Source organism: Mumia xiangluensis (assembly GCF_010994095.1).
GTDB classification, from domain to species: domain Bacteria; phylum Actinomycetota; class Actinomycetes; order Propionibacteriales; family Nocardioidaceae; genus Mumia; species Mumia xiangluensis.
Genome location: NZ_WJYO01000001.1, coordinates 969,857 through 992,833 on the forward strand (window position 1 = coordinate 969,857; position 22,977 = coordinate 992,833).

Annotated in this window: 22 protein-coding genes; 15 read left to right on the forward strand and 7 right to left on the reverse strand. The window is 72.2% G+C overall.

Annotated features, from left to right (window positions below; genetic code table 11):
• Positions 1 to 73 precede the first annotated feature (73 nt).
• Complete coding sequence (locus GH747_RS04400; RefSeq protein ID WP_149768299.1) at positions 74 to 448, forward strand: VOC family protein; 375 nt, start codon at positions 74 to 76, stop codon at positions 446 to 448.
• Positions 449 to 468: 20 nt separating this feature from the next.
• Here the strand turns inward: GH747_RS04400 and GH747_RS04405 are convergent, their stop codons facing one another.
• Positions 469 to 1,032 (reverse strand): ribonuclease FAU-1 family protein, encoded by a 564-nt coding sequence (locus GH747_RS04405; protein WP_149768300.1) that lies wholly within the window; start codon positions 1,030 to 1,032, stop codon positions 469 to 471.
• Positions 1,033 to 1,039: 7 nt separating this feature from the next.
• Positions 1,040 to 1,375, reverse strand: a complete 336-nt coding sequence (locus tag GH747_RS04410) for a helix-turn-helix domain-containing protein (protein WP_149768301.1) — start codon at positions 1,373 to 1,375, stop codon at positions 1,040 to 1,042.
• A 103-nt stretch (positions 1,376 to 1,478) separates the two neighbouring features.
• Between GH747_RS04410 and GH747_RS04415 the strand changes: the two genes are divergently transcribed.
• Complete coding sequence (locus tag GH747_RS04415) at positions 1,479 to 1,952, forward strand: hypothetical protein (RefSeq protein WP_149768302.1); 474 nt, start codon at positions 1,479 to 1,481, stop codon at positions 1,950 to 1,952.
• On the opposite strand, the gene GH747_RS04420 is transcribed toward GH747_RS04415, so the two are convergent.
• On the reverse strand, positions 1,953 to 2,738 hold the full coding sequence (locus GH747_RS04420) for a class I SAM-dependent methyltransferase (RefSeq protein ID WP_163695289.1): 786 nt from the start codon (positions 2,736 to 2,738) through the stop codon (positions 1,953 to 1,955).
• 49 nt (positions 2,739 to 2,787) lie between these two features.
• Here GH747_RS04420 and GH747_RS04425 point away from each other — a divergent pair, with 49 nt between their 5' ends.
• Positions 2,788 to 3,528 carry an oxidoreductase gene (locus tag GH747_RS04425; protein WP_228552769.1) on the forward strand — a complete coding sequence of 247 codons (741 nt, stop codon included), beginning with the start codon at positions 2,788 to 2,790 and terminating at the stop codon, positions 3,526 to 3,528.
• A 324-nt stretch (positions 3,529 to 3,852) separates the two neighbouring features.
• On the opposite strand, the gene GH747_RS04430 is transcribed toward GH747_RS04425, so the two are convergent.
• Positions 3,853 to 4,692: an HAD family hydrolase gene (locus GH747_RS04430; RefSeq protein ID WP_149768305.1), complete on the reverse strand. Its 840-nt coding sequence runs from the start codon at positions 4,690 to 4,692 to the stop codon at positions 3,853 to 3,855.
• 147 nt (positions 4,693 to 4,839) lie between these two features.
• Between GH747_RS04430 and ssd the strand changes: the two genes are divergently transcribed.
• From ssd to GH747_RS04460, 7 genes are all read left to right on the forward strand, one after another.
• Entirely contained in the window at positions 4,840 to 5,937 is a 1,098-nt protein-coding gene (gene ssd, locus GH747_RS21980) for a septum site-determining protein Ssd (RefSeq protein ID WP_205602753.1), read from the forward strand.
• A complete protein-coding gene (locus GH747_RS04435) occupies positions 5,934 to 7,145 on the forward strand; it encodes a TadA family conjugal transfer-associated ATPase (RefSeq protein ID WP_205602754.1) in 1,212 nt (403 codons plus the stop codon). Before ssd ends, GH747_RS04435 begins: the two co-directional genes overlap by 4 nt.
• The gene (locus GH747_RS04440) at positions 7,142 to 7,981 is read left to right on the forward strand and encodes a type II secretion system F family protein (RefSeq protein WP_149768307.1); all 840 of its coding nucleotides are present in this window, start codon (positions 7,142 to 7,144) and stop codon (positions 7,979 to 7,981) included. The genes GH747_RS04435 and GH747_RS04440 overlap by 4 nt, the downstream gene beginning before the upstream one ends.
• The gene (locus tag GH747_RS04445; protein ID WP_149768308.1) at positions 7,978 to 8,781 is read left to right on the forward strand and encodes a type II secretion system F family protein; all 804 of its coding nucleotides are present in this window, start codon (positions 7,978 to 7,980) and stop codon (positions 8,779 to 8,781) included. Before GH747_RS04440 ends, GH747_RS04445 begins: the two co-directional genes overlap by 4 nt.
• 132 nt (positions 8,782 to 8,913) lie before the next feature.
• Positions 8,914 to 9,090, forward strand: a complete 177-nt coding sequence (locus GH747_RS04450; protein WP_149768693.1) for a DUF4244 domain-containing protein — start codon at positions 8,914 to 8,916, stop codon at positions 9,088 to 9,090.
• 134 nt (positions 9,091 to 9,224) lie between these two features.
• Complete coding sequence (locus GH747_RS04455) at positions 9,225 to 9,596, forward strand: TadE family type IV pilus minor pilin (protein WP_149768309.1); 372 nt, start codon at positions 9,225 to 9,227, stop codon at positions 9,594 to 9,596.
• Positions 9,597 to 9,625: 29 nt separating this feature from the next.
• Positions 9,626 to 9,973, forward strand: coding sequence for an Rv3654c family TadE-like protein (locus GH747_RS04460; RefSeq protein ID WP_163695291.1), 348 nt, complete (start codon positions 9,626 to 9,628; stop codon positions 9,971 to 9,973).
• Positions 9,974 to 9,996: 23 nt separating this feature from the next.
• Here GH747_RS04460 and GH747_RS04465 read toward each other — a convergent pair whose 3' ends face one another.
• Complete coding sequence (locus GH747_RS04465) at positions 9,997 to 10,665, reverse strand: DUF1049 domain-containing protein (protein WP_149768311.1); 669 nt, start codon at positions 10,663 to 10,665, stop codon at positions 9,997 to 9,999.
• 75 nt (positions 10,666 to 10,740) lie between these two features.
• Entirely contained in the window at positions 10,741 to 13,104 is a 2,364-nt protein-coding gene (locus tag GH747_RS04470; protein ID WP_149768312.1) for a DEAD/DEAH box helicase, read from the reverse strand.
• A 131-nt stretch (positions 13,105 to 13,235) separates the two neighbouring features.
• Here GH747_RS04470 and GH747_RS04475 point away from each other — a divergent pair, with 131 nt between their 5' ends.
• The 5 genes from GH747_RS04475 (at position 13,236) to GH747_RS04495 (ending at position 21,510) form a co-directional block, all read left to right on the forward strand.
• A complete protein-coding gene (locus GH747_RS04475; RefSeq protein WP_149768313.1) occupies positions 13,236 to 13,580 on the forward strand; it encodes an STAS domain-containing protein in 345 nt (114 codons plus the stop codon).
• 183 nt (positions 13,581 to 13,763) lie between these two features.
• Entirely contained in the window at positions 13,764 to 16,283 is a 2,520-nt protein-coding gene (locus GH747_RS04480) for a sodium-translocating pyrophosphatase (RefSeq protein ID WP_149768314.1), read from the forward strand.
• Positions 16,284 to 16,441: 158 nt separating this feature from the next.
• Positions 16,442 to 17,926: a DUF7059 domain-containing protein gene (locus tag GH747_RS04485; RefSeq protein ID WP_149768315.1), complete on the forward strand. Its 1,485-nt coding sequence runs from the start codon at positions 16,442 to 16,444 to the stop codon at positions 17,924 to 17,926.
• 135 nt (positions 17,927 to 18,061) lie between these two features.
• Entirely contained in the window at positions 18,062 to 20,812 is a 2,751-nt protein-coding gene (topA, locus tag GH747_RS04490; protein WP_149768316.1) for a type I DNA topoisomerase, read from the forward strand.
• 8 nt (positions 20,813 to 20,820) lie between these two features.
• Complete coding sequence (locus GH747_RS04495; RefSeq protein ID WP_149768317.1) at positions 20,821 to 21,510, forward strand: hypothetical protein; 690 nt, start codon at positions 20,821 to 20,823, stop codon at positions 21,508 to 21,510.
• Positions 21,511 to 21,569: 59 nt separating this feature from the next.
• Here GH747_RS04495 and GH747_RS04500 read toward each other — a convergent pair whose 3' ends face one another.
• Positions 21,570 to 22,958: a flavin monoamine oxidase family protein gene (locus GH747_RS04500; RefSeq protein WP_149768318.1), complete on the reverse strand. Its 1,389-nt coding sequence runs from the start codon at positions 22,956 to 22,958 to the stop codon at positions 21,570 to 21,572.
• Positions 22,959 to 22,977 lie beyond the last annotated feature (19 nt).

Genomic DNA, 22,977 nt, shown 5'->3' on the forward strand with positions numbered 1-22,977 from the left:
GGCACGACCGGACCGCTGCCCCTGGAGCGCCGCGGGCTCGCGACCTGTCAGCCCTCGGTGGGACGGTGGCCGTATGCCTGCACACCAGCACCTCGTCCCGCGGTCCGTCGACTACATCGAGATCGCCGTCACCGACCTTCCCGCCGCGTCAGCGTTCTACCGGGACGCGTTCGGGTGGGAGATCGTCCCGTACGGCGACGAGTACGCCGGCTTCCGCACCCCCGCGGAGTCCGGGAGCGACGAGGCAGGAGGCCTGCGCCTCGCGGCCGAGGTCACGCGCGGCAGCACGCTGGTGCTCCTGTACGCCGACGACCTCGAGGGGTGCGCCACGGCCGTCGTCGCAGCGGGCGGTCGTGTGACCGAAGGCCCGTACGCGTTCCCGGGCGGGCGTCGGTTCCACTTCCTCGACCCGAGCGGCAACGAGCTCGGGGCCTGGTCGCAGGCCTGACCTCGGCCGTACGACCGGGTTCAGGAGCCTGTCGTCTTGGCGGCGCGCAGCCGCTCCCAGCCGAGCGCCCCGAAGGGCTCGGCTCCGCTGCGGATCGCGGCCGTGACGTCGAGTGCCGACTGCTCCGCCAGCGTCACGAGGTCGTCGGGGTAGCCGTAGTCGCTGCTGTGCTCCGCGAGCTCGTCCTCGTCGAGCACCTCGACCGTGCCGTCGATGGTGAGCACCACGTCGAGGTCGAGGTCCAGCATCGTCACCCGGTCAGGGCGCTCCCACGCGGCGGGCGTCGTCATGTCGACATAGAGACGCCAGCGGAGCCGACCCGGTGGGGCGTCCTCGACGGCATGGAAGGTCGCGACGTACGGCGCGGTGTGCGGGACGAGGGTGAGGCTCGCGACCACGGTGCGCACGTCGCGGCCCGGTCGGACCATCCGCGACCCGGGGGGCATGAAGAGCCACGCGCCGTGCTCGTCCGCACCGGCGAACGTCGTGTCGAACTCCCAGTGGGGGCGGCCGCCGTACTTCGTCGTGACCTGACGGACCGGGGCACCGACAGCAGGCCATACGTGCTGCTGCGGTGGCGTCACGCGAGGGTCAGGCGGCCATCGCGACCGGGCACGGCGGTGCACCGGCGGAGCGGATCGGCCCGTGGCCCTCGTGCAGCGCGTACGTGCGGGCGACCGAGGCGACCAGGTCGAGCATCGTGATGCCGAGCGCCGTGCACACAGCGGCGATGATCTCCGACGAGGCCTCCTTCTGGCCGCGCTCCACCTCGGAGAGGTAGGCCAGCGAGACCTGGGAGGACTTGGCCACGTCGCGCAGCGTCCGACCGCGGGTCCGGCGAACGTCTCGCAGCGCGTCACCCAGTGCCTGGCGAAGCAGCGGTGCGGGCTCCGGTGCGGGCGGGACGGGTGCGAGCGACGTGGTCACCCCTTCACGCTAGGCGGGTGACCCAAGCCCGCGCTATCCGGAATCGCCCTCGTTCGCTCTCAGCGGACGGCGACGAGCGCCTCGTCGGCTACGATCTGCGGCTGTGAGCAAGTCGGCGTCAGACGGTCAGGTGCGGCGCACCAACACCGCACTCGCTGTCTTCGCCGCCCTCCCCCTCGTGCTCGCGGGGCTGGTCCTCTGGCGCGGGTACGACGACCTGTCCGACCCCGCGGACGGCATCCCGATCACGGCGATCCTCGCGATGTGCGTCGGCGGGTCGCTGTATCTCGCGGGTGCGCTGGTCGGTGGTGAGGCGGGGTCGTGGATCACGCGGTTCGGAGGCCTGGTCGTCAAGGTCACCGTCGGCGGGTTCCTCGTGCTCGTCGTGGGCGGCTGGCTGCTCGGGTCGGCGATCGGCGTCGACGGGGTCGGCCGCGGTCCCGAGACGTCGGGTCAGGCCCGTACGATCGCCGTCCTCGCGGTCATCGGTCTGCTCGCGCTCGTCATCACGTGGATCGGCGAGCGGCGACGCAAGCGTGAGCGCACACGCGACGAGTCGCCTGCGGGGAGGCCCTAGCTAGCCGAGGTCGACGTGGAACTCGCGGCCCGGAGCGTCCGGACTGTTGAGCGCGTCCTTGTGCACGACGGCGCGGTAGCAGCGTGTCGCGTACCGCATGCGGAGCCCGTTGTGGCCGCTCGCGTGGCTGTCGTACAGCCCGCGGACCTGACGCAGGATGGCGTCGCGTTCGCTCGGCGGCCTCGCGGCGATGGAGGAGCGGGAGGCGACCAGGTCGAGCAGCGCATCGAGGTCGAGCTGCTGCCAGAACCCGTAGCTCGTCGTCGCAGGCAGGTCGAACAGCCCTGAGAGGGGGAGCGAGTCGGCGATCTCATCCAGGTCCTCCGGCTCCGCGTCGATGATCGAGGTGAGGCGGCGGACCCACGGCACGGACTCGTCACGGGTGTTCCACACGAGGGAGAGATGGCCGTCGGTGCGGAGCACACGCGCGATCTCCGGCAGGCAGCGCAGCGGGTCGAACCAGTGGAACGACTGTGCGGCGACGACGACGTCGAACGCGCCGGCGTGGAAGGGCAGCCGCTCGGCCACTCCCCGGGCGACGGGGACCTCGAGGTGCTCGGCGAGCTGCCGGAGCATCTCGGCCGAGCGGTCCAGCGCGACCACGTCGTGACCGGCGCGGAGCAGCGCCTCGGTCATCTGGCCGGGGCCGGCGCCGAGCTCCAGGACGCGGACGGGCTCGTCACCGACCAGCCACCGCACGGCACGCTCGGGATAGGACGGCCGCGCGTTCGCGTACTGGCCGGCACACCCGTCGTACGCCGATGCACGCTCCGAGGACCTGTCCACAAGGCCGAGGCTACCAACGGACATCGGACGCCCAGGTACTCTGCAGGGCGTGCCTGACCCGTTTTCCGCCCTGATCGACCTCGACGGCGTCCCGTCGGCGTTCGCAGCGACCCGCGACGGGATCGACTCGCTCCTGCGCGACCGAGGCCTGCGTCGCAGCACCCCCGAGATGACCGCCGACTCGCTCCTGCTCGGGGCCGCGGCGAGCGCGGCGATCGAGGGTGCCCCGTACGACCCGGACGGGCTGCGCCGTGGAGACGCGGATCCCCTCGCGCTGGCCGTGGCACGGATGACGACCGAGCTGCTCGGCCTGGTCCCGACCTGGAACCGGGCGCCGCTGCAGGCTGTCGCGCGCATCCACTCCCTGGTCGCGCGCGGTCGCGTCGACGACGACGAGCTCGGCCGTCCGGTGTCGCCCGAGGGGGCGCGCCGGCTCGGGACGCTCGCACAGGCGGTCGTCGCGCCGACCGAGGCGCCCGGCCTGCTCGTCGCGGCCGTCGTGCACGCCGAGATCGCGACCGCGGGAGCGTTCGCGTCCGACAACGCCGTCGTCGCCCGTGCTGCCGAGCGGCTGGTGCTCGTGGCCAAGGGCGTCGATCCGGCGAGCCTGACGGTCCCCGAGGCCGGACACCTCGCGGCGGGACAGGGCTATGCCAAGCTCCTCGGCGAGTACGAGGCAGACGGGACTCCGGGCGTGCACCGGTGGCTGCTCTACGCTGCGCAGGCCTACGCGGACGGTGCCGAGGCGGCGCCGGTCGATCCGCCGAAGGGTCCGCGACGTCGCGGGTGAGGCGGCACCCCGGCCCTCGTGCGTGACCGCGTCTGGCTTGACCGGCGCACAAGGCAGACGCGCCATCTGCGAGAGATGACGCGTCCTCGGTTCGCCTTGTTCTCGGTTACCAAGCGTCCTGAACTCCGTAGTACCACTTCGGGGCCTCGATGGGTTCTCCCGTAAGCGGAATCCCTCTAGGACGGGAAGGTCGCCGCGTGGGTACCGAGTGTCCGGCTTGCCGCCTTCTTGTCTCCTTTGTACCTGCTTGACCCTCGTTCGGCTACCCCTCGCGGATAACAATCTTCGGGCGGGGCGTGCCCCTGGCGCGACACGCCCGAGGAGTCAGTCGGGGTCCGTACGGCGTCGCCGCAGCTGATGCAGGGCCACCCCCGCCGCGGCCGAGACCGCCGCTGCAGCAAGCCCGGCGACCGCCACCTTGCTCCCGGTGGAGTCCAGCGACATGCGCGACTTCAGAGCGACCGGCTGGGCGAACTCGAGGATCGGCCAGCCCTCCTCGCCCGCCACGCGGCGCAACGTCTTGTCGGGGTTGACCACGAACGCGTTGCCGACCGCCGCGAGCATCGGGACGTCGGTCTCGGAGTCGGAGTAGGCGTACGAGGCGACGAGATCGTAGCCCTGCTCCGCGGCGAGGTCGCGGATGGCGTCGGCCTTGTGCTCGCCGTACGCGTACATCTCGATCTCGCCCGTGTAGAGACCGTCGGCCTCGACGAGCCGGGTCGCGATCACGTGGTCGGCCCCGAGCATCGCGCCGATCGGATCGACGACCTCTGAGCCCGAGGCAGACACGATCACGACGTCGCGGCCCGCCGCGTGGTGGGCCGCGATCAGCTCGACCGCCTCGACGTAGACCAGCGGGTCCACGACGGTGTGCAGGGTCTCGGCGACCACCTGCCGGACGGTGTCGACGTCCCAGCCCTTGACCAGCTGGGTCAGATAGGCGCGCATGCGCTCCATCTGGGCCTCGTCGGCGCCCTGGAGGGCGAACACGAACTGGGCGTACGCGCTGCGCAGCACCGAGCGGCGGTTGATGAGTCCCGAGCCGTAGAAGTGCTTGGAGAAGGCGAGCGTGCTCGACCTGGCGATGATGGTCTTGTCGAGATCGAAGAAGGCCGCAGAGCGCGTGGTGGCGGGAGGGACGGACGCCGCGTCGGACCTGGTCACGCGTCCAGCATAGACAGCGGCACTGTCAGAGCGCGCCGCGTTATCGGCCCCCGCGCGTCGCGGGACGGCTCGTCCACAGGCGACCGTGGTCCCCAGGTCGCCGGTCGTGCGGCCCCGCCGAGGCGGTGGACGATCCACTGTGAGTCCATGCCTTTCTCGTACGCCTCCGCGCCGCGTCCGTTGATCGTGACCGGGTCGGAGGAGCACCTCGACGCCGTGCTCAGGTTGTGCGCTGCCGCCGCGATCGAGCCGTTGGTGTGCGCCGAGCTGGCGACGGCACGGCCCCACTGGCCTGCCGCGCCGCTGGTGGTGCTCGGCGACGACGTCGTCGCCGGCCCTGGGCCAGACCTGCCCGTGCTGGAGCGGCGCCGAGACGTCGTGGTCGTCGTCCGAGATGACCCGCGCCCTGCGGTCTGGACGACCGCGCTCGCGCTGGGTGCGGAGCAGGTGCTCGTCCTGCCGAGGGACGACGACGCGCTCGCGCAGCTGCTGGCCGACCGCGCCGACGGGTCCGGTCGGACCGCCCCGGTCGTGGCGTTCGTCGGGGGTTCAGGCGGTGCCGGTGCGTCGTCGCTCGCGGCGAGCGTCGCTCGGACGGCCGCCCGCGCACCTGGCGGCCGTGACGCGGACGGCGACGTCCTGCTCGTCGACGGCGACCCGCTCGGCGGTGGCCTCGATCTGCTGCTCGGTGACGAGGCGCGGCCCGGCCTGCGATGGAACGACCTCGCGGCCACCCATGGACGGTTGAGCGGCACGGCCCTGCGGCGCTCGCTCCCGCGCGCGGACGGGCTTGCGGTCCTGTCGTGGGAGCGGGGAGCGCGGGACGTGCCGAGCGACGAGGTCGTCGCCGCCGTGCTCACCGCCGTGCGCCGAGCCCACGCCCTCGTGGTCGCCGACCTCCCACGCCATCTCGATGCTGCCGCCGCGGAGGTCGCCGCCCGCGCGGCCGTGAGCGTCGTGGTCGTCAGCGACGACGTGCGCGGGGTCGCTGCGGCCACCAGCGTCGTACGACGGCTGACCGGGTGGTCGAGCGACATCCGGCTCGTCGTACGCCGCCGGCGGGGCGGACTCCCGCCGGCCCTCGTCGCCGAGACGCTGGCCCTGCCGCTGCTCACCACGATGAGCGAGGACTCCCGGTTCCGCCGGGCCGTCGAGGACGGCGTCGGGCCCGTGGCTCGACGCTCCTCGGTCCGTGCGGCCGGGCGGAGCGTCTGGTCCCTGCTCGCACCCGAGCTGGCGCGATGAGGCGGCTCACCGACACCGCCCCCGACCACGCGCTCGTCATCGAGGTCCGCGACCGGATCGCGGCCGCCGGAGAGCGCCCGACCCCGGAGCGTGTCGCGGCCGCGCTCCGGGCGGGCGGACACGTCCACGGCGACCGTACGGTGCTGGCGGTGGTCGACGCCCTCCATCGCGAGACCGTCGGCGCCGGCCTCCTCGAGCCGCTGCTGCGCACCCCCGGTGTCACGGACGTCCTCGTGAACGGCCCTCGGGAGGTCTACGTCGATCGGGGTGACGGGCTCGAACGGGCAGGCATCGTGTTCGAGGACGACGATGCCGTGCGCCGGCTCGCGCAACGGCTCGCCGCAGCGGCAGGGCGACGACTCGACGACGCCTCGCCGTTCGTCGACGTGCGGCTCCCCGACGGCACCCGTCTGCACGCCGTGCTGGCTCCGATCGCCCGCCCTGGGACGGCACTCTCGCTGCGGGTGCCGGCCCGTCGCACGTACTCGCTCGCCGAGCTCGCCGCCAGGGGAGCGTTCGGCGACGAGGTCCACCGGATCCTGCGGGCGGTCGTCGAGTCGAGGGCGGCCTTCCTGGTGACCGGCGGGACCGGCACGGGCAAGACGACGCTGCTGTCGGCGATGCTCGGCGCCGTCAGCGACACCGAGCGGATCGTCGTCGTCGAGGACGCGAGCGAGCTGCGGCCTGATCATCCGCACGTGGTCGCCCTCGAGTCACGACCGGCGAACGTCGAGGGCGCGGGCGGCGTGGTGCTTCGCGACCTCGTGCGGCAGGCGTTGCGGATGCGTCCCGACAGGCTGGTCGTCGGCGAGGTCCGTGGCGCCGAGGTGGTTGATCTGCTGGGGGCGCTCAACACCGGGCACGAGGGCGGGTGCGGGACGCTCCACGCGAACACCCCGCACGACGTGCCGGCCCGGCTGGAGGCGCTCGCGACGGCGGCGGGACTCCCGCGCGCCGCGCTGCACAGCCAGCTCGCGGCGGCGCTCCACCTCGTCGTGCACGTCGCGAAGGGCCGGCGGAGCGGGACGCGGCGGGTCGCGGAGATCGCCGTCTTTCGTCCCGGGTCGGACGGCGTCGTCGAGTGCGTGCCGGCGCTCGACGTCGCCGAGGACGGGACCGTCGCCCTCGGGCCCGCTGCGGCGGAGCTGCACCGGCTCGTCGGTGCAGGGCCCGTGCCGGACGGCGGACGGGAAGCGGTGGGTGCGTGACGGGCGCCGCGTCGTACGACGTCGGTGTCGTCGCGGCAGGTGCGCTCGCGGCCACCGCCGGCTGGCTGCTCGCTGGACGGACTCTGGCAACCCGACAGCTCGCCACGGTGTCGCCGGCGCGGGAAGGCGCCTCCGACGAGCCGGCCGCACCACGCGGTCGGCTGCCGGGGGCACTTCCGATCGCGGTCGCCGTCGCGACCGTCGTCGTCCTCGCGGCGACGGGTGTGACCGTCGTCGCGGTGCTCGTGGCAGGCTGCGTGGCGTGGCTCGTCGCCGCACTCCGGCTGAGGTCGCGGGCACGCACCGCCCGTCGAAGGACGCACGCCCACGTCACCGCGGCGTGCGAGGCGCTGGCGGCGGAGCTCGCAGCGGGACTTCCGCCCTCGCTGGCCCTCGAGCGGGTCGCCGCCGACCACGCCGAGCTGCGTCCGGTCGACGCCCGTGTCCGCCTCGGCGGTGACGCCGCCGCCGCGTTCCGGGCGGCAGCCATGCAACCAGGTGCCGAGGGCCTGCGCGACGTCGCCGCCGCATGGAGCGTCAGCGTACGGTCCGGGGCCGGGTTGGCAGCGGTTCTGGACCGCGTCGTCGAAGGGTTGCGAGCCCGCGACGACATCGTCCGCGAGGTCGACGCCACCCTCGGCCCGCCTCGCGCGACCGCGCGACTGCTGGCGGTGCTGCCGCTCCTGGCCCTCGCTCTCGGAGCCGCGCTCGGCGGCAACCCCGTCGCGTTTCTCCTCAGCGGCGGCATCGGGTCGTGGTGCCTCGCGACCGGCGCCGCTCTGGCGGTCGCCGGCGTGCTGTGGGTCGAGCGCATCACCGACGGCGCAGCACGATGACGTTGCTCGCCACGCTCCTCGCCCTGCTCGCCGCCGCTCTCGCTGGTGACTCGGTCCGTGAGCGACGCCTGATGTCCACCCGCGAGGACGGCTCAGCGCGGGGGTCGGGGTCGACGCTGGGGCTGGGTCTGGGGCTGGGGTCGGGCTCGGGGACGGGGTCGACGGCACACGACGTGCCACGGACGTCTTCGGGGCTCCCGGCGTGGCTGACCGCGCCCTGGTTCGCCGGCCTGATGGCGGGCGTACTGATCCTCCTTCTCGTGGGTGGAGTGGTCGGGCTCGTCGCGGGCGTCGCAGCGGTACTCCCGGTCTCACGGTGGATCGGGCGCCTGGAGCCGGCGGCAGCGGCTCGGCGGCGTGCGGCGGAGCTCGCCGATCTTCCGCTCGCGCTCGACCTCGTGGTCGCCGCGGTGGACGCGGGTCGCCCGACCGGGCACGTCCTGTCGCTGGTGGCCGACGCCGTCGGCGGTGCGCTCGGCGAACGCCTCGACGGCGTCGCGGTCCGGATCGAGGTAGGCGCCGACCCGGTGACCGTGTGGCGCGAGCTGGTCGACGACCCGGTCCTCGCACCGCTCGCCCGCGCACTCGCCCGCGCTTCCCGCAGCGGAACGTCCGTCCACCGGTCGCTGGTTCGCAGCGCCGACGACCTGCGCTCGAGCGCGCGGGCCGAGGCGCTCGAGCGGGCGCGCTCCGTCGGAGTACGCACGGCGGCGCCTCTCGGGGCGTGCTTCCTGCCCGCGTTCCTCCTCGTCGGCGTCGTCCCGACCGTCGCGTCGACGTTCGTCGAGCTCGGTCTGTGACCCGTCCACACCCGAGCCTCGTCCCCAGGTCGTCGCGAGCGGCCGTTCGGCCGGTGCTCCAGGACCCACCTTGTCGGCGTGGCCGGGTCCACCGTCCGCAACACGTCCAGAGGAGAGCCCATGAAGTTCCTGATGACTCGTCGTGCCCACGCAGGTGAGCAGGGCATGACCACCTCCGAATACGCCGTCGGCACCGTCGGGGCCTGCACGGTCGGCGGCGCGATCTACACGATCGCGACGTCCGACTGGTTCAACGACTTCATCCAGAACGTCTTCGAGAAGGGGATCGAGCTCCTGCCCTTCATGTGAGGCCCGCGGGGCGCGGGCCCGGGCAGGTGCTCGAGCCCGCGCGCCCGGCAGGCCATCGGGCGCAGCTGCCTCGTCGAGCGCAGCCGGGGAGCAGGTCGCGGTGCGGAGCCGCGAGGACGAGGGAGGGACGTGCGATGGAGGCACGACGACAGGAGGAGCACGGCATGGTGACGGCGGAGACGGCGATGGTCGTCCCGTTCCTGGTCGCGCTGACGCTGGTGCTGGCCGCGGCCGCGATGGTCGGCATCACCCAGGTCCGGCTCGTCGACGCGGCGCGCGAGGGCGCTCGGATGGCCGCGCGCGGAGATGATCGCCGCGCCGTCGTCGAGGGCGTCGAGGGGATGACCCCGCTCGGAGGGGCGGTCGCGGTGACCGAGCGCGCGGACGGCACGGTCGAGGTCACGGTGCGCTATCGCGCGCGGCTCGACCTGCCCATCGTCAGAGCGTTCTCCGTGCCGCTCGTGGCGACAGCGGTGAGCGCCACCGAAGACGCGACGCAGCCGTGATGGCGCCACGAAAGGCCGACGAGAGCGGCGTGGCCACCGTGTACGCCGCGACGATCGCGGTCCTTCTGGCCGCCGCCTGCGTCGTCGTGCTCCAGGTCGCCGCTGTCGCGCGCCTCCAGCACCACGTCTCGTCCGCGGCCGACCTGACAGCGATCGCCGCGAGCCAGGCGGCGGTGAGCGGGGCGGACGCCTGCGGTGCGGCCCGCCGGATCGCCTCGGCCAACCGCACGGTCCTTCGGGAGTGCGAGCTCCGGGCCGCGGCGGCGACCGTGGTCGTCGAACGCACAGCCCGACTCTGGGGCCGCGAGCTCAGCGTGCGCCGTACGGCGCGGGCGGCACCGTCCGACTACGTCCCAGCGCGGGAAGGCCGGCGATGACGGCTCGTCTGCGGAGCGGCGGTTCAGGCGCTGGTACGCGGAGTGTTCCGGTCGTCGGGCGACTCCGCGGGGCCCGAGTCGGTGTCCGCGGGGCCGGAGTCTGCGTTGTCCGCGGGGCCGTCGGGGTCCGTCGCGTCCTGGGTGTCGCTCTCATCGGGGGGCCTTGGAGAGCCCCCGGCGGTGTCATCGACGTCGGTCGACCCCGCCGTGGTGGCAGGCTCGTCGTACGGCTCCGGAGTCGAGTCGTCGTACGGCTCAGCCGTCGCTGGGGCGTCGTACGGGTCCACGATCGAGGCGTCGGCGCCGAGGTCCGCGTCGTGCGCCGGGTCGTACGCACGCTCGCTCTCGGGGTCGTACGCAGGGTCGCCGGCCCGACCGTCGGGGTCTCCCGCGAATGCGGCGGGTGCCCCGGTGCGAATGCTGGCCTGCTCCTTCTCGTACCGCTTGTGCTCCTTGCGGAGCTCGCGGTTCTCCCGGCGGATGCGGTTGCCCCGGCGGATCCCACGGGCGATGAGCCAGGCACCGAGGACGGCGACGAGCGCGGTCACCGCGCCCGCCCAGAAGACCCCGATCCCGTCGGTCGAGATCGTCCACCCGAGGACGTCCACCGACACCGAGTCGGTCGCCTCCACGGTGGCGACGACCCCCGCCAGCACGGCAACCGCGAGGAGCAGCAAACCCAGAGCGATCATCGGACCCCCACCTTCCGATCGTGTCGCCACCATAGCCTCAGGAGCGGGGGTTCTCCGGGAGCACGCGCGGGTGGGTCAGGGACGGGCCGCGTCGCGTCCCTCGTCCTCGCCGCTCGTGACGTCGACGGCGTCGGCAAGGAGCGCGTCGAGGAGGATGACAGCGCCGTGCTTCGACAGCGGGTTGTTGCCGTTGCCGCACTTCGGCGACTGCACGCACGACGGGCACCCTCGCTCGCAGGCGCAGGAGGCGATCGCGTCGCGCGTCATCGCCAGCCAGTCGCGCGCGACGTCGTACCCCCGGCGAGCGAAGCCGGCGCCGCCGGGAAGCCCGTCGTGGACGAAGACGGTGAGCATCCCCGTGTCCGGATGCATGGCCGTGGAGACGCCGCCGATGTCCCACCGGTCGCACGTCGCCAGCAGCGGGAGGAGACCGATCGACGCGTGCTCCGCCGCGTGCGCGGCGCCGGGGATCTCGGCGGGATCGAGGCCGAGCGCCTCGACGACGCGGCCCGGGAGCGTCCACCAGACGGCGGTCGTCCGGAGCGTGTGCTCGGGCAGGTCCAGCGGAATCTCCGCCAGCACCTGCGCCGACCCGGACCGCCGCTTGACGTAGGAGACGACGCGGCTCGTCACGTCGACGTCCCCGAACGCGATCGACGCGCGACCCCAGGCCGTCACGGCACGCTCGGCGACGATCGAGATGTCGGTGACCGACCGCGCGGTGGTCGTGTAGTCGGGCCGGTCCTGACGGACGAGCGCGATCTGGTCGGTCGGGTCGTAGTGCTCGACGACGTAGGTCTCGCCGCGGTGGACGTAGACCGCGCCGTCGTGGACGGTCGCGTCCGCCCGCCCACCGTCGACGGTCCCGAGCAACCGCCCGGTCTCGTCGTCGACGATCTGCACCGCGGGACCACCGACCGATCGGATGTCGACGAGGTCGGCAGCCCGCTCGCGACGCGTCCAGAACCACCCTTGCGGGCGACGGCGGAGCCACCCCGCGGCGGTGAGTGCACCGACACCCTCGGCCGCACCGTCGCCGAACAGCGCCAGGTCAGCGTCGGTGAGAGGCAGCTCCTGCGCTGCGGCGGCGAGGTGCGGCCCGATCACGTGCGGGTTGGACGGATCGAAGACGGTGCCTTCGACGGGTGCGCCGAGGAGCGCCTCAGGATGGTGGACCAGATAGGTGTCGAGGGGGTCGTCGCGGGCCACGAACACCCCTGCAGCGCGCGACGCGCCGCGGCCGGCACGCCCGAACTGCTGCCGCAGCGCAGCCCGGGTCCCGGGGAACCCGGTCGTGACCACGGCGTCCAACCCCGCGACGTCGATCCCCAGCTCGAGCGCGTTGGTGCTCGCCAGACCGAGCAGCGCGCCGCTGCGCAGGTCGCTCTCGATCAGCCGGCGCTCCTCCGGCAGGTATCCGCCCCTGTAGGTCGTGATCCGGCTCGCGAGGTCCCCGTCGACCTCGGCGAGCATGCGCTGCGCCGACATCGCGACCGACTCGGCGCCGCGTCGCGACCGGACGAACGCGAGCGTCCGGACGCCCGCCGACACCAGGTCGGCGAGCAGGCCCGCGGCCTCGACCGACGCGGGTCGGCGTACCGGTGCGCCGTTCTCGCCACCGGCCGCCTCGACGAGCGGCGGCTCCCACAACGCGTAGGCGACCTCGCCCCGCGGCGCTGCGTCGTCGGTGACAGGACGCACGGCGAGGCCGGTGAGCCGGGAGGCGGACACGGCCGGATCGGCGACCGTCGCCGACGCCAGCACCAGCACCGGGTCTGCGCCGTAGTGCGCGGCGACCCGCCGCAACCGGCGAAGGACGTGCGAGACGTGCGAGCCGAAGACTCCTCTGTACTGGTGACACTCGTCGACGACGACGTACTGCAGCCCCGACAGGAACCGAGCCCATCGCGCGTGGGACGGCAGGACCGTACGGTGCAGCAGGTCAGGGTTCGTCACCACATAGTTGGCGTGGTCGCGAGCCCACTGGCGCTCCTCGCGCGTGTTGTCGCCGTCGACGGCAGCGGCGCGCACGGCATCCCACCCCGCGGTGAGCTGGTGGAGTCCCTGGAGCTGGTCGTGCGCCAGTGCCTTCGTCGGAGCCACGTAGAGCACGGTCGGGCCTCGGCCACGGCGCTGGTCGGCCGCGCGGCCCGCCTCGAGCGCGCTGAGCGCCGGGAGCTGGTAGGCCGTGGACTTGCCCGAGGCCGTCCCGGTGGCGACCACCACGTGCTCGCCGGCGTGCGCCAGCTCGGCCGCCTCCACCTGGTGCGCCCAGAGCGTGTCGATCCCGTTCTCCCTGTACCGCGTCCGCAGGGCGTCGCTGACCCACGCAGGCCACGGCGCGTACACCGCCTCGCGCGCGTCCTCGCGTGCCAGGTGCAGCAGACGACCGTCCGTTGCGCCCGGCAGCCGCAGCAGGGTCTCGATCGGATCGGGCACACCCCGAGTCTCCCAAGGGCGACAAGGACGGTGTTCCGCAGGCGGGGACCCGGCACCCGAATCCCGCCCGTCCGAGGGAGTCCGCGTGGTTCAATGGCCGAGTCCGCCGCCGTACGAAAGCAGGTCACCGCGTGGATCTCTCGCTCGAGGTGCGACCTCTCGACGGCTTCCAGGTCGTCGAGGTCGCGGGCGAGATCGACGTCTACACGGCGCCCAGGTTGCGGGAAGCCCTGGCCGACCTGATCGAGAGCGGCCACCACTTCGTGATCGTCGACGTCGAGCACGTCGACTTCCTCGACTCGACCGGGCTGGGCGTCCTGGTCGGCGGCCTCAAGCGCGTCCGGGCCAACGACGGGACCCTCGACGTCGTCTGCACGCGCGAGCGCCTGCTCAAGATCTTCGAGATCACGGGCCTCGCGAAGGTGTTCGGGATCTATCCGTCGGTCGACGACGCACTCCGCGCGCACCACGACTGACGACGTCCCCCCGCGACCGTCCCTGCGCCGGGACCGTCCGGATGCGGCCCGAGCCCTCGGCGTCCAGACTCTGGGAACCACCGAAATTCTCCCTAGCGAAATGGTTGTGGCCCAGGTCACATTGCTGGTTGTCTGTTCGGGCACGCCCGAGCCCAGCGCATTTCGTGCCGAGGAAGGATCCGTATGTCGTACGCCCCCCTGGCTGCATCCGAAGACTTGTCCCTGACCGGGGCCAACCTCACTCTTGTCGTCGTCGTCGCGGCGATCGCAGTGGTGGCGTTGGTGATGGCCGCCGTATTCCGCAAGCAGGTGCTCGATGCCGCTGAAGGCACCGAACGGATGCAGGAGATCGGCAGAGCCGTCCAAGAGGGTGCGTCGGCCTACCTAGCCCGCCAGTTCAAGACGCTCGGCGTCTTCGTCGTGCTGGCCTTCCTCCTGCTGTTCGTCCTCCCCGGCACGGCCGAGATCCGGGTCGGTCGCTCCATCTTCTTCGTCGTCGGTGCGCTGTTCTCGGCGACGATCGGCTACCTCGGCATGTGGCTCGCGGTGCGCGCCAACGTGCGCGTCGCCGCCGCCGCCCAGAATGAGGGCCGTGACCCCGCGATGCGGATCGCCTTCAGGACGGGCGGCTTCGTCGGCATGTCGACCGTCGGGCTCGGCCTCCTCGGCGCGTCGGTGGTCGTCCTCATCTACAAGGGCGACGCCCCGTCGGTGCTCGAGGGCTTCGGCTTCGGCGCGGCGCTGCTCGCGATGTTCATGCGAGTCGGCGGCGGCATCTTCACCAAGGCCGCGGACGTCGGCGCCGACCTCGTCGGCAAGGTCGAGCAGGGCATCCCTGAGGACGACCCGCGCAACGCCGCCACGATCGCGGACAACGTGGGCGACAACGTGGGCGACTGCGCGGGCATGGCCGCGGACCTCTTCGAGTCGTACGCCGTGACGCTCGTCGCGGCCCTGATCCTCGGCTCGGTGACCTTCGGCGAGCAGGGGCTCGTCTTCCCGCTGATCGTTCCGGCCATCGGTGCGCTGACTGCCATCCTCGGCGTCTTCATCACCCGTCCCCGTGCGGGCGAGAGCGGCCTCACCACGATCAACCGATCCTTCTACATCTCGGCGATCGTCTCCGCGGTCGCCTGCTCGATCGCCGCGTTCCTCTACCTCCCGTCCAGCTCGAGCGACCTCGACGGTGCGGGTGGCACGACGCTGCTGGAGGGCCTGTTCTCCCAGGTCCAGGGCATCGAGCAGCCGGGCACGTTCAACCCGCAGGTCGTCGCGGTCGTGGCTGTGCTCATCGGCATCGTGCTCGCGTCGGTGATCCTGGCGCTGACCGGCTACTACACCGGCACCGATCACCGACCGGTCAAGGACGTGGCCGAGACGTCGCTGACCGGTCCGGCGACCGTCATCCTCTCGGGCTTCTCGCTCGGTCTGGAGTCGGCCGTCTACACGGCGCTCGTGATCGCCGCTGCCGTCTACGGCGCGTTCCTGCTCGGCGGTGGCGCCATCTTGGTCTCGCTGTTCGCTGTCGCCCTGGCCGGCTGCGGGCTTCTGACGACGGTCGGTGTGATCGTCGCGATGGACACCTTCGGTCCGGTGAGCGACAACGCGCAGGGCATCGCGGAGATGTCGGGCGACGTGGACGAGAACGGCGCCCAGATCCTCACCGAGCTGGACGCCGTCGGCAACACCACCAAGGCCATCACCAAGGGCATCGCGATCGCGACGGCCGTGCTCGCCGCGACGGCGTTGTTCGGCTCGTTCACCGACATCGTCGGCGGCGCGTTCGAGGACGTCTCCTCGGGCATCACGAGCCTCACGACCGGCGAGTACCTCGGCCTGCTCGGTGTGCTCAACATCGCCGACCCGAACAACCTCGTCGGCCTCATCGTCGGTGCCTCCGTGGTGTTCTTGTTCTCGGGGCTGTCGATCGCAGCGGTCGGCCGCGCGGCCGGAGCCGTCGTGTACGAGGTGCGTCGCCAGTTCCGCGACATCCCCGGGATCATGGAGGGCACCGGTCGTCCCGAGTACGGCCGCGTGGTCGACATCTGCACCCGCGACTCGCTGCGGGAGCTCGCGACGCCGGGCGTGCTCGCGATCTTCGCCCCGATCGCGGTCGGGTTCGGCCTGGGCATCTCAGCGCTCGGCGCCTACCTGGCAGGCGCGATCGCCACCGGCACCCTGATGGCGGTCATGCTCGCGAACGCCGGTGGTTCCTGGGACAACGCCAAGAAGCTGGTCGAGGACGGACACCACGGCGGCAAGGGGTCCGCCGCCCACGAGGCGACGATCATCGGCGACACGGTCGGTGACCCGTTCAAGGACACCTCGGGGCCGTCGATCAACCCGCTGCTCAAGGTGATGAACCTGGTCGCGCTGCTGATCGCCCCGGCGATCGTGACGACCTCGTTCGGCGACGACGCCAACGCCGCACTCCGATACGGCATCGCGGGTGCCGCGGCCGCGATCATCGTGGCGGCCGTCATCGTCGCCAAGCTGCGCTCCAGCACCATCACGGACGACCCGGGGTCGGGCGACACCACCCCGGGAGGCAGCGACGGCGGCGCAGAGCCGGATTCGCGGACGACGCCGTCCGGCGTCGACTACGAGCCCACGAGCGACGACGACCGCGAGCCTCGCCACGGTCCCGTCCCGGATGCTCCGCAGTACGACCAGTCGGGCTGGGAAGACCCGCGACCGGTGTAGGAGGGACACAGGTTGCGTGGACCGGAGGGTCGTGCCGTCACGGTGCGGCCCTCCGGCACGTCCGTCGTCTCGTCCACGTCCGTCGTCTCGTCCACGTCCGTCGTCTCGTCCCCGTCCGCCGTCGGCCGGACGGCAACCCGGCAACCTACGCTTGACCCATGCTCCGCGACTCCGACGCTGCCGCCCTGCGTGACGCCCTTCGCGCCGCTCCCTACACGGTCGAGGCCGTCGCGGACCTCCTCGGTGCCGACGCGCACCGGGCGCTCATGCGCAACGAGACCACGCCCGCACGTCGCGCGACCTCGGACGGGTCGCCGCTCTCCACGCTGACCCGGCTCTTCGCCCTCCAGGTGCCGGTGCCGGTCGCCGACGCCGAGCGCGCGCTGCCCGGTCTCGTCGACTCCCTCGCGGTGGCGGGAGTCCTCGAGCGCTCCGTCGGTGAGGTGGCCGCCCGCGTCGACCTCAGGGCGTACGGCGACGACGTGAACGACTGGTGGGTCGTGTGCGACCTCACCCCCGGCCTCGACGGGACGCCGCGCACCGTCGGGCCGGAGCACGTCCTCGGCATCAGCGAGGCGTCGACGTCTCTGGCGCAGCTGACCGTCCGCAACCCGGTCGGGAGCGCGCTGGACCTCGGCACCGGCTGCGGAGTGCAGTCGCTCCACCTCGCCACGCACGCCGGCCGCGTCGTCGGCACCGACGTGAACCCGAGGGCGCTCGCGATGGCCCGCTTGACGGCGGCCATCAACGCCGACGACCCGGCGACACCGGCGTACGAGGTCCGCGACGGCAGCCTGTTCGCGCCGGTGCAGGGCGAGCGGTACGACCTGATCGCCACCAACCCCCCGTTCGTCGTCTCACCTGCCACCGGCGAACGCCTCGTCTACCGCGACTCGGGACTGCCCGGCGACGAGGTCGTGCGCCGCATCGTGACCGAGGCCCCTGCGCACCTCAACCCCGGCGGTTGGTGCCAGGTTCTCGCCAACTGGGTGCACGTCGAGGGTCAGCCGTGGACCGAACGCATCACGGAGTGGCTGACCGGCACCGGCTGCGACGCCTGGGTGCTGCAGCGTGAGGTCGCCGACCTGCCGACGTACGTCGAGATGTGGCTCGCCGACGCCGGCCTGCAGGGCGCGCCCGACTACGTCCAGCGGTACGACACGTGGCTCGGCTGGTTCGAGGAGCAGGGCATCGAGGCGATCGGGTTCGGGTGGCTCAGTCTCCGCAACGCCGGCCGCGACGTCCCGGTGCTGCGGCTGGAGGAGTGGCCGTACGAGATCGAGCAGCCGATCGGCCCGCACGTCGCCGCGTGGGGGGCGCGCACCGACGCGTACGGGTCGGCCACGGACGCTGACCTGCTGGCCGCGCACCTCGTCCAGGCGGAGGACCTCGTTCAGGAGACCGTCGGGCCGGCCGGGGCGGCGGACCCCGAGGTGATCATGGTGCGGCTGCAGCGCGGCGTGCGGCGGGCCAAGCAGCTCGACACCGTCGAGGCGGGCCTCGTCGGCGCCTGCGACGGCGACCTGTCCGTCGGGCAGATCCTCGACGCGCTGGCCCAGATCCTCGACCTCGACGAGGACGAGGTCCGGCGTACGACGCTTCCCGCCGTTCGGGCCCTGGTGGCGGACGGCTACCTGCACTGACCTGGCCCCAAGGTGGGCCAATGCCCACCCTCCTTGCGATCACGCGCTACCTTGGCCGCGTCGCGACTTTGCGACGCACTGTGGCATGCCGTGAGGCGCCGCGGACACTGTCCAGGACCAGGAGCACCGAGCACCGTGACCTCTCTTGTCATCGTCGAGTCGCCGAAGAAGATCGCTCAGATCGCCGGCTATCTCGGCAAGGGCTACGTCGTCGAGGCGTCGTTCGGGCACGTCCGCGACCTGCCCAACGGGGCGGCGGAGGTGCCCGCGAAGTACAAGGGGCAGCCGTGGGCGCGGCTCGGTGTGGACGTCGAGGGCAGCTTTGACCCGGTGTACGTCGTGCCGGCGGACAAGAAGGCACAGATCACCAAGCTCAAGAAGCTCCTCAAAGAGTCTGATGAGCTCATCCTCGCGACGGATGAGGACCGCGAGGGCGAGGCCATCGCGTGGCACCTCGTCGACGAGCTGAAGCCGAAGGTCCCGGTCCGCCGGATGACGTTCAACGAGATCACCCCTCAGGCCATCGCCCACGCCATCGAGAACACCCGCGACATCAACACCGACCTCGTCGACGCCCAGGAGACGCGCCGGATCCTCGACCGCCTGTACGGCTACGAGGTCAGCCCGGTCCTGTGGAAGAAGGTCATGTCGGGCCTCTCGGCCGGGCGTGTCCAGTCCGTCGCGACGCGGATGGTCGTCGAGCGGGAGTGGGAGCGCATCGCGTTCCGCGCCGCCTCGTACTGGGACCTCGACGCCCGCTTCGACGCCGGCGCCGGCAAGGATCCGCGGGTCTTCCCGGCACGGCTGCTCTCGGTGGCCGGTGCCCGCGTCGCACAGGGCCGTGACTTCAGCTCCGAAGGCGAGCTCACCAGCAACGACCCCACGGCCGTCGTTCACCTCGACGAGGCACGCGCCGCTGCCCTCGCCGAGGGGCTGCGCGAGCAGACCTTCACCGTGCAGTCGGTCGAGTCGAAGCCCTACACGCGCCGTCCGTACGCCCCCTTCCGCACGGTCACGATGCAGCAGGAGGCCGGTCGCAAGCTCGGCTGGGGCGCGCAGCGTGCGATGCAGGTCGCGCAGCGCCTGTACGAGGGCGGCTACATCACCTACATGCGTACGGACTCGACGACGCTGTCGCAGACGGCGCTGGACGCCGCACGGGCGCAGGTCCGCGAGCTGTACGGCCCGGACTACCTGCCGGACGCCCCGCGGACGTACGCGTCGAAGGTGAAGAACGCGCAGGAGGCGCACGAGGCGATCCGCCCGGCCGGCGAGTCGTTCCGTACGCCGGCGGAGACCGGGCTGTCCGGCGACGAGTTCCGCCTGTACGAGCTGATCTGGATGCGCACGATGGCATCGCAGATGAAGGACGCCAAGGGCAACACCGTCACAGTCCGCATCGGAGCCACTGCGACCTCCGGCGAGGAGTGCGTGTTCACCTCCTCGGGGCGCACGATCACGTTCTACGGGTTCCTGAAGGCGTACGTCGAGGGTGCTGACGACCCCGAGGCGGACTCCGACGACAAGCAGACCCGGCTCCCCGACGTGGCCGAGGGCGACTCGGTGACCGTGGACGCGCTCGACGCATCCGGTCACACCACGAAGCCCCCGGCGCGGTTCACGGAGCAGACGCTGATCGGCGAGCTCGAGAAGCGCGAGATCGGCCGCCCGTCGACGTACGCCTCGATCATCCAGACCATCCTGAACCGCGGTTACGTCTACAAGAAGGGGACCGCGCTGGTCCCCTCGTGGGTGGCGTTCTCGACCGTGCGGCTGATGGTGCGGCACTTCGAGCGACTCGTCGACTACGACTTCACGGCGATGATGGAGGACGTCCTCGACGAGGTCGCGGCGGGGCGCGAGGAGCGGTCGAGCGTCCTGCACGGCTTCTACTACGGGGGCAAGGACGAGGACACCGGCCTCAAGAAGCTGGTCGACGGCCTCGGGGACATCGACGCGCGCGAGCTCTCGACCTTCGAGCTCGGGGACGGTGGCGAGGGCATCGCGCTGCGCGTCGGACGGTACGGTCCATACCTCGAGGGACCCGACGCCGACGGCGTGCTCCAGCGGGCCAACGTCCCCGACGACCTGCCGCCGGACGAGCTGACGCTCGACAAGGCCAAGGAGCTCCTTGCGAACCCGGCCGGTCAGGACCGCGAGCTCGGCACCGACCCGACCACGGGTCGCGTCGTCGTCGCGAAGAACGGTCGCTTCGGGCCGTACGTGACCGAGGTGCTTCCCGAGGACGCCCCCAAGAAGGAGAAGCCTCGTACGGGGTCGCTCCTCAAGTCGATGGACCTCGACTCGGTGACGATCGACGACGCCGTCAAGCTCCTCGCGCTCCCGCGCGTGGTCGGCGCCGACCCCGAGACCGGCGACGAGATCACGGCCCAGAACGGCCGCTACGGGCCGTACCTCAAGAAGGGCACCGACTCGCGTTCTCTCGAGACCGAGGAGCAGATCTTCGACATCACGCTGCCCGAGGCACTCGCGATCTACGCGCAGCCGAAGCAGCGCGGTCGTCGCGCGGCCGCCGCCCCGCTCAAGGAGCTCGGCGAGGATCCGGAGTCCAAGAAGCCGGTCGTCGTGAAGGACGGGCGCTTCGGTCCGTACGTCACGGACGGCGAGGTCAACGCGACGTTGCGCAAGGGCGACGAGGTCGACACGATCACGCTCGCGCGGGCGGCGGAGCTGCTCGCGGAGAAGCGCGCCAAGGGGCCGGTCAAGAAGACGGCCCGCAAGGCGCCCGCCAAGAAGGCGACCGCGAAGAAGGCGACGGCGAAGAAGGCTGCAGCGAAGAAGACCGCAGCGAAGAAGACCGCCACGAAGACCGCGGCGAAGAAGACCGCCACGAAGAAGACCGCGGCTTCGACGCCGGAGTCCTGAGGGTGGGGATGCGTGTTGCGTCCGCGCTGGCCGGCCTGACGGCAGTCGGAGTCCTTCTCGCGGGGTGCGGCTCGGAGGAGTCGCCCGCGAGCGAGGCCACGGCATCGGCGTCCCCGACGGCCGGTGACGCGACCGCTTCGCCGCCCGAGGTCGACGGCGGAGGGAGCATCGACCTCCAGGGCTACGCCAGTGTCGAGGAGCTCGCGGACGCGTCCCCCGTGGTGGTCCTGGGGACGGTCGCGTCGTGGGAAGAGGGTCCGATCGTCGATCTCGGCGACGAGCGCGCGCCGTACGCCGTCCTCCTCGTCGCGGTCGACCAGGTCGTGAAGGATCGCGACGGCGTCGCGAGCGGTGACACCATCGCCGTCCCCGTAAGCCTCGAGGGCGAGGCCGTGGCCGCTTACGCCGAGCGCGCCCCGGAAGGATCCAACGTCGCGTTCCTCGGCGGTGCGGACGTCGGTCTGTCGATGTTCGACGGGCCGAAGGCAGCGGAGGTCGAGAATCCCGACGCCGGTTCCGGTGACGGGAGCACCCTGCTGTGGGGTGACGTGCAGGGCGTCATCGTCGAGACCGGGTCCGGTGAGCTGGCGAACCTCGACGACTACGGGCGTGGTGCCTTGTGGGCGGAGCTCGTCAAGGTTCCTGCCGGCGAGCAGTTCGGGATGCTCGCGCAGCGGATCATGGCCGCCCGCGGCTGAGCTGCGCCGTACGCCCGCCGGCTCACTCTGTCGACGGAACGTGTCCTAGGGAGACGCCGCTACGGCAGCGCGGCCAGGACTTCGGCTGCGGCGCGCTCGCCGGACGCGATCGCGCCGTCGACGTACCCGCACCACCGCTCCGCCGTCTCCGTGCCCGCCCAATGGATCCGACCGACCGGCGTACGGAGTGCTGAGCCGACCTGCGTCCAGGCGCCCGGCGGTAGGTGCGCGCCGTAGCACCCGCGGGTCCACTCCTCGGCCGTCCAGTCCTTCGCGAGGTAGCCGACCGGGTCCATCGCCTTCGGTCCGAGGTGGCTCGCCAGTCCGCGCAGCACGGCGTCGCGGGCGCGGTCCGCGTCCATGGACCCCAGCCGCACCGCGTCCTCGCCGTCGACGAGCACGGTCAGGACGCCGTACGCATCGTCGGGCGGACTCGTGTCGAACACGACCTTCGTGGGGCCCTGGTCCGAGGCGATCTCGCCGGACAGCGCGGCGTCGCGCCAGAACGGGCGGCGATAGACGGCGTGGACCTTCACGACGCTGCCGTGCGGCATCCGCTGCGTCAAGAGAGTGCGGTCCTGCGGGAGCCCAGGGAGGTAGTCGATGCTCGACGCCAGCGCCGGCGGCACGGTGACGACGACCCGGTGCGCGGTCGTCGCGCCGGACTCGCTGTGGACGGAGATGCCGTCCGCGTCGTGCATGATCGTGCTGACCGGCTCGTACAGGCGGACCCACTGCCCGAGGTCCTCGGCGAGGCGCTCTGCCACCTGCTGCATCCCGCCGACGACGCGGGCGTCGTGGGCGCCGCCGCCGGTCGTGAGGAGGTGGAGCAGACCACCGCCCGACTGCGCGTAGAACAGCACGTGGAGCAGCGACACGTTCTGGGGCGCGGTCGCGAGCACGGCCTCGCAGGCCAGCCGGAAGTAGTCGCGCCCCTTGCCTGTCAGGCAGGTCCGCCGGATCCAGCTCTCGAAGGTCTGGGCGTCGTACCGAGCAGCGTGCTCGCCGCGCCACGGTGCCGCGACGTCGACCTTCTCGGCGGCTGCGGAGAATCGGAGCATCCCTTGGGCGATGTCGGCCGTGGTGACGGGATCGAAGGAACGTGCGGCGTCGGTGTACCGGCGCGACTTGCCGCGCATCGACATGAGCGCGTCCCCGGGGCGTACCTGAGGTGTCGTCGCGATCCCGAACCGCTCGAGCTCGGCCAGCAGCAGGGTCTGGTCCGGGGCGACCCAACCGGCGCCCGAGTCGACCACGAGGCCGGCGAGCGGCTTGGGATCCGCCTCCGAGTCGGTGCCGACGGGCGGCACGGGCTCGGAGAGCGTACGGCCTCCCACCCGGCCGCGTGCCTCGAGCACGACGACAGTACGGCCGGCCGCGCGGACGCGGTCCGCCGTCACCAGACCGGACACGCCGGCTCCGACCACGACCACATCTACGTTCGCCACGCGACGATCCTATGCAGAG